The 14872-nt window shown below is 69.9% G+C and carries 16 protein-coding genes; 9 read left to right on the top strand and 7 right to left on the bottom strand.

Features of this window, described 5'->3' with window-relative positions; translation table 11 throughout:
* The first annotated feature begins 279 nt into the window (after positions 1 to 279).
* Positions 280 to 1521 carry an MFS transporter gene (locus ABS64_RS08745; protein ID WP_292682853.1) on the top strand — a complete coding sequence of 414 codons (1242 nt, stop codon included), beginning with the start codon at positions 280 to 282 and terminating at the stop codon, positions 1519 to 1521.
* Between the two features lie 33 nt (positions 1522 to 1554).
* Here ABS64_RS08745 and ABS64_RS08740 read toward each other — a convergent pair whose 3' ends face one another.
* Positions 1555 to 1734: a DUF3073 domain-containing protein gene (locus tag ABS64_RS08740; protein ID WP_005054410.1), complete on the bottom strand. Its 180-nt coding sequence runs from the start codon at positions 1732 to 1734 to the stop codon at positions 1555 to 1557.
* A gap of 166 nt (positions 1735 to 1900) precedes the next feature.
* Between ABS64_RS08740 and ABS64_RS08735 the strand changes: the two genes are divergently transcribed.
* On the top strand, positions 1901 to 2362 hold the full coding sequence (locus ABS64_RS08735) for a universal stress protein (RefSeq protein WP_292682848.1): 462 nt from the start codon (positions 1901 to 1903) through the stop codon (positions 2360 to 2362).
* Positions 2363 to 2500: 138 nt separating this feature from the next.
* Here ABS64_RS08735 and ABS64_RS08730 read toward each other — a convergent pair whose 3' ends face one another.
* From ABS64_RS08730 to ABS64_RS08720, 3 genes are all read right to left on the bottom strand, one after another.
* The gene (locus tag ABS64_RS08730) at positions 2501 to 3136 is read right to left on the bottom strand and encodes a PadR family transcriptional regulator (RefSeq protein ID WP_288121205.1); all 636 of its coding nucleotides are present in this window, start codon (positions 3134 to 3136) and stop codon (positions 2501 to 2503) included.
* Between the two features lie 2 nt (positions 3137 to 3138).
* Positions 3139 to 3990, bottom strand: coding sequence for a DUF4097 family beta strand repeat-containing protein (locus ABS64_RS08725; protein ID WP_061681104.1), 852 nt, complete (start codon positions 3988 to 3990; stop codon positions 3139 to 3141).
* A 238-nt stretch (positions 3991 to 4228) separates the two neighbouring features.
* On the bottom strand, positions 4229 to 4390 hold the full coding sequence (locus ABS64_RS08720; protein WP_005054418.1) for a hypothetical protein: 162 nt from the start codon (positions 4388 to 4390) through the stop codon (positions 4229 to 4231).
* A gap of 108 nt (positions 4391 to 4498) precedes the next feature.
* On the opposite strand from ABS64_RS08720, the gene ABS64_RS08715 reads away from it, so the two are divergent.
* The 5 genes from ABS64_RS08715 (at position 4499) to ABS64_RS08695 (ending at position 9923) form a co-directional block, all read left to right on the top strand.
* Positions 4499 to 4768: a Rho termination factor N-terminal domain-containing protein gene (locus ABS64_RS08715; protein WP_036319185.1), complete on the top strand. Its 270-nt coding sequence runs from the start codon at positions 4499 to 4501 to the stop codon at positions 4766 to 4768.
* 1 nt (position 4769) lies between these two features.
* Positions 4770 to 5732, top strand: coding sequence for a DNA topoisomerase IB (locus tag ABS64_RS08710; protein ID WP_061681102.1), 963 nt, complete (start codon positions 4770 to 4772; stop codon positions 5730 to 5732).
* Between the two features lie 20 nt (positions 5733 to 5752).
* Positions 5753 to 6187, top strand: coding sequence for a CrcB family protein (locus ABS64_RS08705; RefSeq protein ID WP_292682836.1), 435 nt, complete (start codon positions 5753 to 5755; stop codon positions 6185 to 6187).
* Positions 6184 to 6561: a fluoride efflux transporter CrcB gene (gene crcB / locus ABS64_RS08700; protein ID WP_292682833.1), complete on the top strand. Its 378-nt coding sequence runs from the start codon at positions 6184 to 6186 to the stop codon at positions 6559 to 6561. The genes ABS64_RS08705 and crcB overlap by 4 nt, the downstream gene beginning before the upstream one ends.
* A 161-nt stretch (positions 6562 to 6722) precedes the next feature.
* A complete protein-coding gene (locus ABS64_RS08695) occupies positions 6723 to 9923 on the top strand; it encodes an efflux RND transporter permease subunit (RefSeq protein WP_292682830.1) in 3201 nt (1066 codons plus the stop codon).
* Here the strand turns inward: ABS64_RS08695 and ABS64_RS08690 are convergent, their stop codons facing one another.
* Entirely contained in the window at positions 9924 to 10571 is a 648-nt protein-coding gene (locus tag ABS64_RS08690; protein WP_292682828.1) for a hypothetical protein, read from the bottom strand. It lies immediately after the preceding gene.
* A gap of 291 nt (positions 10572 to 10862) precedes the next feature.
* Between ABS64_RS08690 and ABS64_RS08685 the strand changes: the two genes are divergently transcribed.
* Positions 10863 to 13052 carry a DEAD/DEAH box helicase gene (locus ABS64_RS08685; protein WP_292682826.1) on the top strand — a complete coding sequence of 730 codons (2190 nt, stop codon included), beginning with the start codon at positions 10863 to 10865 and terminating at the stop codon, positions 13050 to 13052.
* On the opposite strand, the gene ABS64_RS08680 is transcribed toward ABS64_RS08685, so the two are convergent.
* Entirely contained in the window at positions 13028 to 13321 is a 294-nt protein-coding gene (locus tag ABS64_RS08680; RefSeq protein WP_292682824.1) for a hypothetical protein, read from the bottom strand. The genes ABS64_RS08685 and ABS64_RS08680 overlap by 25 nt on opposite strands.
* On the opposite strand from ABS64_RS08680, the gene ABS64_RS08675 reads away from it, so the two are divergent.
* Positions 13314 to 13772 carry a hypothetical protein gene (locus tag ABS64_RS08675; RefSeq protein WP_292682821.1) on the top strand — a complete coding sequence of 153 codons (459 nt, stop codon included), beginning with the start codon at positions 13314 to 13316 and terminating at the stop codon, positions 13770 to 13772. The two genes, ABS64_RS08680 and ABS64_RS08675, sit on opposite strands and share 8 nt — an antisense overlap.
* A gap of 8 nt (positions 13773 to 13780) precedes the next feature.
* On the opposite strand, the gene ABS64_RS08670 is transcribed toward ABS64_RS08675, so the two are convergent.
* Positions 13781 to 14845 carry an Rv2578c family radical SAM protein gene (locus ABS64_RS08670; RefSeq protein WP_292682819.1) on the bottom strand — a complete coding sequence of 355 codons (1065 nt, stop codon included), beginning with the start codon at positions 14843 to 14845 and terminating at the stop codon, positions 13781 to 13783.
* Positions 14846 to 14872 lie beyond the last annotated feature (27 nt).

Below are 14872 nucleotides of genomic sequence, written 5' to 3'. Positions count from 1 at the left end.
AACCGATCCGGTGAACCCGCGACTCGTGCTCAGAGACTGGCCCGCGGCCTCACGAAGGCGCTCGGTGCCGTGGCGGACGTCGTCGGAAGGCTCGCCCGAGCCCTCTCCGGCCGGTACTGACCGTCGGCCGCGCGCGGCGTTTCGACTCGGCGCCGTGCGCCTCGCTCAACGAGCGGTGGCGCTGCCCCCGATCGTTGAGCGGCGGTGGTGCTGGCCCCGGTCGTTGAGCGAGCGGAGCGAGTCGAAACGTGCTGCGCCCCGCGCCCTAGGGTGGATCGGGTGACCGATCCCCGCCCCCGCTCCCTCCGGCGGGGCCGGCTCCTCGCGCTCGTCGGCGTCGTGCTCGTCGCGTTCTCCCTGCGTTCGGCCGTCGCCGCGCTGTCGCCGATCATCTCGGAGGTGCAGGCCGACTTCGCCGTGCCGACATGGGTGGCCGGTCTCATCGGCACCGCGCCACCGGTCTGCTTCGCCGTCTTCGGCATCGTGACCCCGATCCTCGAGCGCCGGTTCGGGCTGGAACGGCTGGCGGCGGCATCCATGCTCATCGTCACCTCCGCCCTCATCGCGCGTTCCCTCGCGGGGGATGCGGCCACGCTGCTGCTGGCGACGACGGTTCTGTTCGCCGCCGTGGGCGTGGGCAACGTCGTCCTGCCGCCGCTGATCAAGACGTACTTCCCCGATCGCGTGGGCACGATGACCGCGCTGTACTCCGCTCTTCTCGCGATGGCCGCGTTCGTGCCGCCGCTGGTGGCGGTGCCGGTCGCGGATGCCGCGGGCTGGCGGTTCTCGCTGGGCATGTGGGCGATCCTCGCGCTTCTGGCGGTCGTGCCCTGGGTGACGCTGGTGGCGCGCGCGAACGTCGCCCGCGCGCAGGCGCCCGTCACCGTGGATCTCGACGCCCCCGCGCCCGGGGTGTTGGGACGTCTGCCTCGGCTGGCGCTCGCGTGGGCGCTGGCCGGGACCTTCGGCATCTCCGCGGCGAGCGTCTACGCGTGCTTCGCCTGGCTGCCGGTCGTTCTCGTCGACATCGCCGGCGTCTCGCACGCCGAGGCCGGCGCGCTGCTGTCACTGTTCGGTGCGATGGGCTTGCCGTGGTCGATCATCGTGCCGATCCTGATCACCCGGTGGCGTCGGGTCGGCGTCGTGTACGCCGCCGCTCTGATCGCGGGGCTGACGGGGGTGGCCGGAATGCTGATCGCGCCCGCCGCGGCCACGATCCTCTGGGTCGTGCTGCTCGGTACCCCTCAGGCGTTGTTCCCGGCGGTACTGGTGCTCATCCAGCTGCGCTCGCGCACGCACGAGGGCTCCGTCGCGCTCAGCGGCTTCGCGCAGAGCGTCGGCTACGGCATCGCCGCGCTGTTCCCGCTCATGTTCGCCGTCGTCCACGAGCTGACCGGACAGTGGCAACCGGTGCTCATCGTCTTCGGCCTGCTGTTTCTCGCGACGATCCCCACCGGCCTGATCGTGACGAGACCGCGCACGATCGAGGACGAGTGGGAACACCGTCACGGAACGTGGTGAGCGCCTCTCAGCGCGCGAGCGACTCCCGACGCGTCAGGCTGTCTCCAGCTCGTCCTCGTCGTCGGCATACTGATCGGCCCACTTGTCGACGTACGGGTCTTCCTCGTGGTGTCCGAGCTCCTTTTCGAGCGCGGAGTAGTTCACGTTATAGGTGTCGTACTTCAGCTCGCGAGCGATTTTGGTGTGCTTCGCTTTCTGACGGCCACGCCCCATGCGAGACCCCCTCATTTCTGAGTCACGGACGATGCGGGTTTCCCGCATTTCGTCCGGCGCATTCACGATGCGATTGACGATCCGGCTTCCTGCCGGGAAGAGTAGCATTCAGAATAACACGGTGCCCCCGGCGCCTCGCGGTGCGGGGGAGGACGGGGAGTGTCGCATGGCCGAGACAGACGAGAGCGCGGTTCCTCAGCGAGCGGTGATCGTGGGCGCGATTCCCGATCAGCCGACGCGCGTCCTGAAGGAAGCCGCCCGCTACGCGAAGCTGTTCTCGGCACCGCTGATCGTCGCGCACGTCGACGTCACACGCTTCGTCACGTACGAGGACCCCGACGGCTACATGCACACCGCGCCGATCGACATCGACCTCGCCATCGGGGAGGCGCAACTGAGTGCGGTCACCAGCGCCGCGGCATCCGTCCTCGACGCCTCGGGCGTCGACTGGAGCGTCACCCAGCTCGTCGGCGACCCGGCTCTGGCGATCAAGCACCTCTCCGAGAAGGCGCAGGCGCGCCTGATCGTCGTCGGCACGCGCCGTCGCGGGTTCGGCGAGTCGGTGCGCGAGTTCTTCACGGGGTCGGTCGCCGCTCGTCTCGCCCACCGCCAGTCACGCTCATGCTGAACCTGGTTCAGCATCCCGCCCCCCCCCGCGAGCCGCTACGAACTCGCCGAGCCGCCATCCTTTGACGCGCCGGAACGTGGCGGCTCGGCGGAAAGATAGCGGCTCGGCGGAGAAGGCGAGAGCGGACGGGCCCGTGCGTCAGCGGAGTGCGCGGGTCAGGGCGGCCAGGGTGTCGTCCAGCGCGCGCGACAGGTCGTCGACGACGTCGGCCGCGAGTTGTCCGCCGTGGGCCAGATGCGTGCGCAGGTCGGCCCGCACGGTCGCGCGGAACTCGGCGACGATCGCCTCGGCGCGTCTCATCTGCTCTCGCGACGACTGCCGCGCCTCGTCCCCCCCCGACGCGGATGCCGAGGCGCGTGCGCCGGTGCGGTCACGGTCGGCGTTGTCTCGTTCCGACTGCGCCGAAGCGGCGAGATCGGCGCGGAGGCTCTTCATCGCCTCGCGGACGCTGCCGCGGACCTCGTCGGCGATCAGCCGCACGCTGTCGGCAAGCCCCGCCTCGATCCCCTCGAGCTCGTGGGCGCGAGCGGCCACCTCGGCGCGCCCCGCCTCGGTGATCGCGTAGACGGTCTTGCGGCCGTCCACGGTCTTGGTGACCAGGCCCTCCTCCTCGAGCTTCGACAGCCGCGGATAGATGGTGCCGGCGCTGGGCGTATAGGTTCCGCCGGTGCGATCTGACAACGCCTGCATCAAGTCGTAACCGTGGCGCGGCGACTCGTCGAGCAGGTTCAGCAGGTAGAGGCGCAGATCGCCGTGCGAGAAGACGGGAGGCATGCTCAGTTCTCCTCGGCGGTCGCGGATGCCGCGGCATCCGGAGCGGCCGGCGAGCGGCGCAGCACCGTGACGTCGCCCGAGACCGAATTGGCGCGCACGTCGGCGAAGCTGCCGCTGAGCTCCCCGACGGAGTCGACGTAGTTCGAGGGCCCAGAGCTCGAGCGCTTGACGCCGTCGACCATGAGCCGCCCGCTGACGCTGCGCAGCACGAAGTTGGCCGGGTGGCCCTCGTCGAGACGCACGGTCGCGTCGCCCGACACGGTGTTGAGGCTGACCAGGTCGACCCGATCGGTCGAGTCGACGAGCATGCCGCCCGAGACGGTGTCGATCGTCGCCTTGCGGATGCTGCCGGTGGCCGCCACATCACCGGACACCGAGTTGGCGCTGAGTGCGCCGTCGAGGCCGCGGATCTGCACGTCGCCCGAGACGGCGTTGACCGACAGGTCGCCGGTGAGGCCGTCGACGATGATGTCGCCGGAGACGGTGTTCAGGCGCGCGCCCGAGGCGAGGCCCGACACGAGCGCGCTCGCGGAGACGACGCCGAGGGTCAGCAGGATGCCGCGGGGGACCGCGACGCTGATCTCCGCCTTGGGGCCGCCGGAGCCGAAGTTGCGGAACACCTCGAGGAAGTTGTCCCAGCGCAGTTGCGGGTGATCGATCTCCACCACGTCGCCGGAGGCCTCGATGCGGAGGTCCTTGATGGTGACGGCATGCACTTCGATGCGCACGCCGGGCTCATCGTGCGCGACGACGTCGATCTGGCCGCCGACGAGGCCCACCTTCAGCTTGCGGATGTCTTCGAGGTCGATCACCCGGGTCTCGCCCGGCTTGATGAGCCACTTCTCCAGAGTCATCGTTTTCTCCTGATGTGAGGCGATTCGAGATATATCGCGTTGATGCGAGAGTAACACGATATATCTCGACTTGCCAGCGCGTTCGTCCGATCGGTTGGTTCGTCCGTCCCTTGTTGACGCTGACGGGCAGCATCACCGACAACAAGGGACGGACGACGCGAGCGACTCGTGGTCCGCAACGCAGACGCGCCAGCCCACCGTGAGGTGAGCCGGCGCGTTGTCCGGTTGTGCGACGGCGCTACGCGCGACCGCCGCGAACGAGTCGCAGCAGGAACGCGATGATCGCGATCACGGCGACGATCAGGGCGACCCACAGCAGCCAGTTCAGGGCGGCGTTCATGCCGCCGACGATGGCGAGCACGATCGCGACGACGATGATGATGATCAGAGCGAGATTCATGTGATTGCTCCATTCTCGGGGGACTCCATGACCCCCTGAAACTAGTCCCGTTCCGCGGGGGACGCACCCCCCTTGCCGCGGCCTTCGCACCTGCGGTAGGGCGGGTATATGCCACAGAACAGCACACCTCCTTCGCTGAAGGATCCCGAGCTCTACGAGGAGCTGCGAAAGGACGGCGCATCGAAGCAGAAAGCGGCGCGCATCTCCAACGCCGCCGCGCGGGACGGCCGGAAGGCCGTCGGCCGACGGGGTGGCGAGTCCGGCTCGTACGAGGACTGGACGGTGGCCGAGTTGCGCGCTCGCGCGAAGGAACTCGGCATCCGCGGGTACTCCGGTGCGCGCAAGGCGCAGCTCATCGACATGCTTCGAGACTCCTGACGTGCCGCGCCTGCGCCGCGTCCGCCCCGGACGCGACCTCGGCTACCGGCGCCTGCGCTCCGGTTCGGGATTCCGCTACGTGGATGCCGACGGCGCCGCCCTCCCTGCCGCGGAGCGCGAACGCGTGGCCGCGCTCGTCATCCCCCCGGCGTGGAACGACGTGTGGATCTGCGCCGCCGCGAACGGCCACATCCAGGCCACCGGCGTGGATGAGGCCGGACGGATGCAGTACCTCTACCACCCGGGCTGGTCGACCACCCGCGACAAGGGCAAGTACGCGCGGGCGCTGCAGCTCGCCGAGTGCCTGCCGCGCGCCCGCGGACGCATCACCGCGTCGCTGCGCCGCGACGACCTCGACCGCGAGCGAGTGCTCGCGACCGCGTTTCGCCTGCTCGACCAGGCCGCGCCGCGCGTGGGCAGCGAGCGCTACTTCACGGCGCACGGCAGCCGCGGTCTCACGACGCTGCAGCGGAGGGATGCCGCCGTCAGCGGCACCGTCACGAGCCTGCGCTTTCCGGGCAAGAGCGGCAAGCGGCAGAGTCTCGAGATCGACGACGCGGATCTCGCCACCGTCGTCGATCTGCTCGCCGCGGGTCGACCGGCCGCGCCGCTCCTGGCGTACGTGCGCGGACGGCGTCGGGTGCCGCTCACGCCGAAGGACGTGAACGTGTACGTCCGGACGATGACCGGCGGCAGCTTCACCGCGAAGGATTTCCGCACGCTGCGCGGCACCATCCTCGCGGCCGACGCTCTCGCGCGCATCGGGATCACCGCCACCAAGAGCGACCGCAAACGTGCCGAGATCCTGGCCGTCAAAGCGGCGGCCGCGGCCCTCGGCAACACGCCGACGGTGGCCAAGAGCTCGTACATCGATCCCCGCGTGTTCGCGCGGTATCGACGCGGTGAACTGCTGGACACGACGGTTTCGCCGGAATCGGCGATCCGTGCGCTGCTGGGTCCGTGAAGCGACGCTAGTCTGCGGACGTGACGCCTCCTCGCTGGTTCTCGCCGGTCGCCCTCGCGCTGGTGATCCTCGGCGGAATGATCGGCGTCGCGATCCGCGCTGTCGTGGTGGTGCCCCTGGGAGCTGCGAACCCGCATCCGCTCGTCGTGCCGGTCGTCACGCTCGTCATCAACCTCGTGGGTTCGCTGCTGCTCGGCGTCATCGTCGGCTGGCTCGCCGACCGGCACCCGCGCGCCCGCCTCTTCCTCGGCACGGGAGTCATGGGCGGCTTCACGACGTACAGCGCGTTCGCCGTGCAGACCCTCTCGACCTCGAGCGCGTCGCCCTACATCGGCATCATCCTCGTCGTGGTCTCTGTGTTCGGCGGCGTCTTCGCGGCCGTCGTCGGACTTACCCTCGGACGACGCATCGCCGGTCGGCCGGGCGGGATCGAACAGCCGGAGGATGCCGAGTGAACCTCTTCGAGATGGCAGCGCTCGTCGTCGGCGGCGGGCTCGGCGCCGGTGCGCGTTATGTGATGGATGCCGCGATCATGCGCGGGCGATCCGGCACGTTTCCGCTCGGCATCCTTCTCGTGAACGTCCTCGGGTCTTTCCTGCTGGGCCTGGTCACCGGTCTCGGACCGAACATCTCGCCGGCGTGGGTGAGCATTCTCGGAGTGGGCGTGCTGGGCGGCTTCACGACGTTCAGCACCGTGTCCACCGAGACGGCTCTGCTGGCCGAGCGCGGTCGCCGGGACTGGGCGTGGGTCAACCTCGTCGGCACGCTCGTGCTCGCCCTCATCGCCGCCGCTGCCGGCCTGGTCATCGGCGAGCTCTTCCCGCGCTGAGCGCCCGCTGAGCGGCGGCACCCGTGGTGCCGCCCGTTCGGATTGTCGGGTTATCCCCCGGCTCCCGCCGCCGCCCGCCGCCGGTCCGCGTGCGAGAATGAGGCGGATACACGCGTGTATCGAACGCTTCGTCCGTGCCCGTCCGAGAGCAAGGGTCTTCTGTGTCGCATCTCGCCGTCCTGAGCCTGAAGAACCGGGCGCTGATCGCCCTGATCACGATCGTCGCGGCGATCTTCGGCGGCCTCGCCCTCACGAGCCTCAAGCAGGAGCTCATCCCCTCGGTCGAGTTCCCGCAGCTGTCGATCCTGTCGACGTATCCCGGTGCGTCGCCCGATGTGGTCAACAACGACGTGTCGACGCCCATCGAGTCGGCGATCCAGGGCATTCCCGGCCTCGAGTCGACCACGGCGACGAGCACGACGAACGCCTCGATCATCCAGGCGTCCTTCACCTACGGCACCGACCTGGCGACCGCGGAGCAGAAGATCCTGCAGGCGATCAACCGCATCAAGTCGACGCTGCCCACCGGTGTCGAACCCAACGTGGTCTCCTTCTCGATCGACGACCTGCCCGTCATCGCGCTCGCCGTCACCGGCTACGGCGACGAGAAGACGATCCAGGCGCAGCTGCAGGCCAGCACGATCCCCGATCTCGAAGACGTCAAGGGCGTCAGCGCCGCCACGATCGTCGGCGGCCAGGGCCAGCGGGTCACGATCACCCCGGACCAGGCGAAGCTCGCCGCCGCCGGCTTCACCCAGAACGCACTCACCGACGCCCTCAAGCAGAACGGTGTGCTCTTTCCCGGCGGCACGGTCACCGAGGGTGACCAGACCCTCACGGTGCAAACCGGCAGCAAGCTCACCTCGGTCGATCAGATCTCGGCCCTGCCGCTCGTGCCCACCTCGGCGGCCCAGTTCGAAGGGGCGGCCAAGAACGGTCCCCTGAAGATCGGCGACGTGGCCACCGTGGCGCTCGCGCAGGACCCCGTGACCTCGATCTCGCGCGTGGACGGCGAGCCCGCGCTCACCGTCTCCATCACGAAGCTCCCCTCCGCCAACACCGTCGACGTCAGCCGCGCCGTCACCGCCCTCCTGCCGAAGCTGCAGAGCGACATCGGCGGCGATGCCCACTTCAGCGTCGTCTTCGACCAGGCGCCCTACATCGAGCAGTCGATCGAGTCGCTGGCACAGGAGGGTCTGCTGGGCCTCGTCTTCGCGGTGCTCGTGATCCTCGTCTTCCTGCTGTCGGTGCGCTCGACGCTCGTGACCGCGATCTCCATCCCGACGAGCGTCCTCATCACGTTCGTCGGCATCCAGGCCTTCGGCTACTCGCTGAACATCTTGACGCTGGGCGCCCTCACGATCGCGATCGGCCGCGTCGTCGACGACTCCATCGTGGTCATCGAGAACATCAAACGCCACTACGTCGAAGGCGCCGACAAGCTCTCGTCGATCCTGCTCGCCGTCCGTGAGGTCGCCGCCGCGATCACGGCCTCGACGATCACCACCGTCGCGGTGTTCCTGCCGATCGCGTTCGTGGGCGACGTGACCGGCGAGCTGTTCCGGCCGTTCGCGATGACGGTGACGATCGCGATGGCGGCGTCGCTGTTCGTGGCGCTGACGATCGTTCCCGTGCTCGCGTACTGGTTCCTGCGACCGGGCAAGCCGGTGCGCGACGCCGAGGGCAACCAGATCGACCCGGAAGACCCCGCGGCGCCGCCCTCGCGCCTGCAGCGTGCCTACCTGCCGATCCTCGGCTGGACGCTGAAGCACTCGTGGGTGACGCTGCTGGTCGCCGTCCTGGTGCTCGGCGGCACGATCGCCGCGGCGCCGTTCATGAAGACGAACTTCCTCGGCGACAGCGGACAGAACACGTTCACCATCACCCAGCAGGTCGGACAGGCCCCCAGCCTCGACGCCGAGGATGCCGCCGCGAAGAAGGTCGAGACCGCGCTGAAGGGCGTGGCCGGCATCACCACGGTGCAGACCTCGATCGGATCGAGCGGTTCGGCCGTGCGCGATGCGTTCCGCGGCGGCAGCACCGGCATCACCTACTCGGTGACCACCGACACGTCGGCCGATCAGGTGACCGTGCGCAATGACGTGGAGCAGGCGCTCGCCGATCTCACCGATGTCGGCACCGTCGCCGTCTCGTCCGGCCAGGGCGGCTTCGGCTCCAGCAACGTGGAGGTCGACGTGACGGCGCCGTCGGCCGACGCGCTGCAGACCGCGACCGACGCGGTCGTCACCGGTCTGCAGGGCAAGAACGGCATCGGCCAGGTCACCTCGAACCTCTCGGCATCCCTCCCCTTCGTCGCCGTCACGGTCGACCGCGCCAAGGCCGCGCAGCTGGGGCTGTCGGAAGTCGCCGTCGGCGGACTCGTCTCGAACACGATGCAGCCGCGCCAGATCGGATCGGTCGAGATCGACGGCACGTCGCTCACCGTCTACCTGCAGTCGTCGTCGGTGCCGAAGACGATCGACGAGCTCAAGGGACTGCAGATCGCCTCGGCGAACGGGCTCGTCCGCCTCGATCAGGTCGCGACCGTCGAGCAGAGCAAGGGCCCGACCTCCATCACGACGCAGCGCGGTCAGCGCACCGCGACGGTGACGGTGACCCCGTCGACGGACGACCTGAACACCGCCTCGGCGAGCGTGCGCACGGCATTGGCCGGGCTCGAGCTGCCGACCGGCGCGGCCGCGAAGGTCGGCGGTGTGGTCACGCAGCAGTCCGATGCGTTCGGTCAGCTGGGCCTCGCGATGCTCGCCGCCATCCTCATCGTCTACATCGTGATGGTCGCAACGTTCAAGTCGCTGCGCCAGCCGCTCTTGCTGCTGGTGTCGGTGCCGTTCGCGGCGACCGGGGCGATCCTGTTGCAGATCGCGACCGGTGTGCCGCTCGGGGTCGCCTCGCTGATCGGCGTGCTGATGCTGATCGGCATCGTCGTCACGAATGCGATCGTTCTCGTCGACCTCGTCAACCAGTACCGCGAGAAGGGGCTCAGCACCCATGACGCGACCGTCGCGGGCGGCTCGCGACGACTGCGCCCGATCCTGATGACGGCACTGGCGACGATCTTCGCCCTCACGCCGATGGCGCTCGGCATCACCGGCCACGGCGGTTTCATCTCGCAGCCCCTCGCGATCGTCGTGATCGGCGGACTCGTCTCCTCGACCGTGCTGACGCTGCTCGTGCTGCCGACGCTCTACAACCTCGTCGAGGGTGCACGCGAGCGTCGGGCTGCGCGGCGCGCGAGCGACGGCGGTGGCCGCAAGGCGGCTGCGGATGCCGATGCAGACCCCGTCGCCCGGGCATCCGGTGCCGCCGCGCTGCACCCGCGCCGCGACCTGCGAGGCAAGTAGTCAGCTGCGCGGATCGGGCTGATCGGCGACGACCATCAGCCCGAAGTAGCCCGTGGCGGACAGTGCGATCCAGATGACGAGCCCGGCGAGGAACGCCCACGACGCGAGGAAGTAGGCGCGCGGCATCCGCCGCACGATCCACGGGCCGCCGACGATCATCCGTGAGGCGGAGAGGTAGCTCAGCCAGCCCGACAGCCCCGTCGCCGTCGCGGCCAGCACCGTCGTCCAGAACGCGGTGAGCTCGACGTCGATGAAGGCCCGCGAGAGCACCGCGAACAGGGCGACCGTCCCGACCATGGCGAGGGCGCCGTGCGCGATGATGACGGATGCCGTCGACACCACGTAGCGCCAGCTCGCGATCCTGCGCCGCCACTCCTGGCCGTCGGTCGTGCGGGCGCGCCAGTATCCGAGCGCGGAGCTGACGGCCGCCGCCAGGCCTGCCCCGGCGGCGGCCCAGCCGGCGATGCTCGCATCGCCCCAGAGGCGCACACCGACGCCGAGCGGCCCGATGATGAGCCCGACGACGCCGCCGAGAACGGCGGCGATCGCCGCGGCGAGGAGGGCCTCCGCCTCGACGCGCAACGACGGCGCCGGGGCGCGATCGGCCTCGGCCTCGGCCGGAAGTCGGGCGGGTTCGGCTGCGGTCATGGCGCCAGTGCAGGGGCCCGCCGACGAGGCGTCGCGGGAGGCGACCGGCGCTCTCACAGGTGGACCGAGTACAGTGGTGCGGTCGGCTCTGGACACCGCGCTGCGGCGCGGGTGGGTTTGTGAGTCCAAGGGGCCGATGGTGAGCGTCGATCGACGCGCATGACCATCACTGTTGAATGGCCCCCGGACCACCGGGTTGCCCGCCGCCCCGATCCGTCCGACCTCCTGGTCGCCCCGGCTCTCGCTGCGCGGCGGCGCTGTTCTCGCGCGAGAAAACCCAGGAAGAACACCATGCCCAAGAGCAAGAAGCCGGCCGGCGGCCGCGCCCAGAACTTCGAGCCCCGCTACGGGTCGAAGACCAGCTACCAAGACGCCAAGCGTCGCCCCGGCCAGTCGTCCGCCGGTAAGCCCGGCAGCAAGAGCCCGAGTCACCGCGGCTACCGCGCCGCCGAGGCGACCGACGCGGCATCCGCCCCGAAGCAGCGCTGGAGCGCGCGGGAGCGCGCCGGTCGCGACGAGGCTCGCGGCATCCGCTCGCGCGCCAACGGCGAACGCCCGCGTCGCGACGACCGCGACGGCTTCCGCCCCGCGCGCGACGAGCGTCCGGCTCGTTCGTTCGATGACCGCCCGCGTCGCGATGACCGCCCGCGTCGCGATGACCGTCCGGCCCGTTCGTTCGACGGCCCCCGTCGTGATGACCGCCCGGCTCGCTCGTTCGACGGCCGCGGCCGCAACTCCTCCGCGTCGGGCGCGGAGCGCCGCGAGCGGCCTGCTTTCGGCTCTCGGGACGCGGATCGGAGGAGCTACGACCGTCCGGCCCGTGACGACCGTCCGGCTCGTTCGTTCGATGACCGCCCGCGTCGCGATGACCGCGGCGGTTACGTTCGCAACTCCGGAGAATCGGCGCGCGGCGGTCGTGATGGCGCCCGTGTGGCCCGTGAAGGCCGCGATTTCCGGAGTACTGATCGTCCGGCTCGGTCGTTCGACGGCCCCCGTCGTGATGACCGTCCGGCTCGCTCGTTCGACGGCCGCGGCCGCAACTCCTCCACGTCGGGCGCGGAGCGCCGCGAGCGGCCTGCTCTCGGCTCTCGGGACGCGGATCGGAGGAGTTACGACCGTCCGGCCCGTGACGACCGTCCGCGTCGTGACGACCGTCCCGTCCGCACTGCCGGCGGCAACCGTTCCGACTGGAACTCCGACGCGAAGGATGCCGCGGCGCGCAAGGCCTACGAGGAGCACGCCGACGTCGTGCACGAGAAGCTGCAGGCGCAGGCCGTGCAAGCCGAAGAGGTCGCGGACGTGAGCTTCTCGAGCCTCGGCCTCGGCGACAACATCGTGCGGACCCTCGCCGAGCTCGGCGCCGCGGCGCCGTTCCCGATCCAGGCCGCCACGATCGCGCCGATCCTGGGGGGCAAGGACGTGCTCGCCCGCGGCCGCACCGGCTCGGGCAAGACCATCGCGTTCGGCGCTCCACTCGTCGAGGCGGTGCTGCGCAGCCAGGCCGGCAAGCGCCGTGCGTTCGGGCGCAGCCCGAAGGCGCTGATCCTCGCCCCGACCCGCGAGCTCGCGCTGCAGATCGACCGCACCATCCAGCCGATCGCCCGTAGCGTCGGCCTCTTCACGACGCAGATCTATGGCGGCGTGCCCGCCGGGCGCCAGGTCGGGGCCCTGAAGAAGGGCGTCGACATCATCATCGGCACTCCCGGACGTATCGAAGACCTGCAGAACCAGGGCAAGCTCGACCTCTCCGAGGTCGGAATCGTCGTGCTCGACGAAGCCGATCACATGAGCGAGCTGGGCTTCCTCGAGCCGATGCAGCGGATCCTCCGGCTCGTCGACCCCGACGCGCAGAAGCTCCTGTTCTCGGCAACACTCGACCGCGAGGTCGCGGCCCTCGTCGATGAGTTCCTCGTCGACCCGGCCGTCTACGAGGTGGCCGGTGAAGACCAGGACTCCGGCACGATCGACCACCGCGTGCTCGTGATCGATCACCGTGACAAGGCGGAGATCCTCACCTCGCTCGTCGACCGCGCCGGAAAGACCCTCGTGTTCGCCCGCACCCGCGCCTACGCTGAGATGCTCGCCGAGCAGTTCGACGATGCCGGCATCCACGCCGTCGCCCTCCACGGCGACCTGAACCAGGCCAAGCGCACGCGCAACCTCGAGCGCCTCACGTCCGGTCGGGTCAGCGTGCTGGTCGCCACGGATGTCGCCGCCCGCGGCATCCACGTCGACGACATCGACCTGGTCGTCCAGGCCGATGCCCCCGACGAGTACAAGACCTACCTGCACCGCTCCGGCCGCACCGGCCGCGCGGGCCGCGTCGGCACGGTCGTGACGCTCATCCCCCGCCAGCGCCGCCGTCGCATGACGGAGATGCTCGACCGCGCCGAGATCGACGCGCCGTTCGAGGACGCCCGCCCGGGCGACGACGTGATCGAGGAGATCTCGGGCCGTCAGGCCGCGCACGTCGACCGCTGAGTCGCGCTTTCCGGAGGGCCGTGGCGTTCGCGCCGCGGCCCCTCCGCCGTCCCGGCGGACGCAACCATGCCGCGATAGGCTGACCGGGTGATCCGCTGGTCCCGGGTGATTCTTCTCGCCGCGTCCGTCGTTGTTCTGAGTGGCTGTGCGGCATCGACGATCCCTGCGCCGACGACGGCCGCGCCGACGCGCTCGGTCTCACCCCAAGCATCGTCTTCCGTTGCGACACCATCCGCGACCACTTCGCCGTCGGCGGTCGTCGTGAACATCCCGAACTCCTGCGATGCGCTCGCGACTGTCGACGCCGTATCGGCAGCGATGGGAAAGACGTGGGTTGCTGCTTCCCAGGAGCCGACGCTCGAGAGCATCATCCCGGGCCCGCAGGCGCGGTCGGCGGCTACCGAGGCGACAGCGAAGCTGCAATGCCTGTGGTGGCCGGAGCTGGCAACTGAGGCCTATGTTGCGTTGGGTGTCTATCGGCTCTCAGATTCGGCGGCGACGAGCCTGCTCTCTTCGCTGCGGTCGACTCCCGAGTACAACAGTGTCGACCCTGGGATTCCTGGGGCGGTCGCTTTCTCTTACGAGGACCGCGGAGGAGAGTTCTTGACGTCCACCGTCTACGTCTTCGTCGGAGATTCGTGGTTCGCAGGAGGCTCACTCGGACCGGCCGCGCGGATTGTGCCGCTGGTTTTGGACGCCGCGAAGCGCAGTATCGGCTGATCGTCCGGTCAGAACAGCATCGCGGGGGCGGATGCCGATGATGCCGATGATGCCGCCGCCCGGGCGGTCGTCCGTACCGGGCCCGGCCGTGCGGGCCGCGTCTCGACCTCGTCTTCGGGACCACCGGTGAGCCGGTGCCGTCGCAGCAGCGGGCGCACGCGAGCCGCGAGCCACTTCCGGTATCCGGCGGGCGCGTAGACCGTGGCGCCGGGGTAGAGCCCGCGATACGCGGGCACGAGTCCCGGGTGCTCGCGCTCCAGCCACTGCCAGAACCACTCCCGGGCACCGGGACGCAGGTGCAGTGCTCCGAAGACGACACGAACCGCTCCGGATGCCGCGATGCGCGCGAGCGCATCGTCGAGCACCGTCACGGAGTCGGTCAGGTGCGGCACGATCGGCATGAGGAACACGGTCACGGCGAACCCCGCCTCGGTCGCCGCCCGCACGGTGTCCAGCCGTGCCTGGAACGTCGGTGCTCCGGCTTCGAGGGTCTGCCGCAACTGCTCGTCGGGCATGGCGATCGACATCGCGAGGTGGACGGGCACTCGACGTCGCGCCTCCGCGAGCAGCGGAAGATCGCGCCGCAGCAGCGTGCCCTTGGTGAGCACCGAGAACGGCGTGCCGCTGGCCGCGAGGGCGTCGATGATCTCGGGCATGAGCCGGTAGCGCCCCTCCGCCCGCTGATACGGGTCGGTGTTGGTGCCGAGCGCGACCGGCTCGTGCTGCCACGACGGCGCGGCCAGTTCGCGTCGCAGCACTTCGGCCACGTTGACCTTCACGACGATCTGCTCGTCGAAGTCGCGACCGGCGTCGAGATCGAGGTAGGTGTGGGTGCCCCGCGCGAAGCAGTACGAGCAGGCGTGGCTGCAGCCGCGGTACGGATTCACCGTCCAGTCGAACGGCATCGCGGATGCCGAGGGCACATGGTTCAGCGCCGACTTCGCCGCCACCTCGTGGAAGGTCATGCCCGCGAACTCCGGGGTCGTGACGGTGCGGACCAGACCGTCGAGGCGCTCCATGCCGGGCAGGGCAGCGGCATCCGTCGCATCGATACTCTGTCCGCGCCACCGCATGTCGTACAGTCGAACATAGATACGACA

This window comes from Microbacterium sp. SCN 69-37, from assembly GCF_001724435.1.
GTDB classification, from domain to species: Bacteria; Actinomycetota; Actinomycetes; order Actinomycetales; family Microbacteriaceae; genus Microbacterium; species Microbacterium laevaniformans.
The sequence above is the reverse complement of the archived record's forward strand: the minus strand, read 5'-3'. Positions and strand labels throughout refer to the sequence as shown.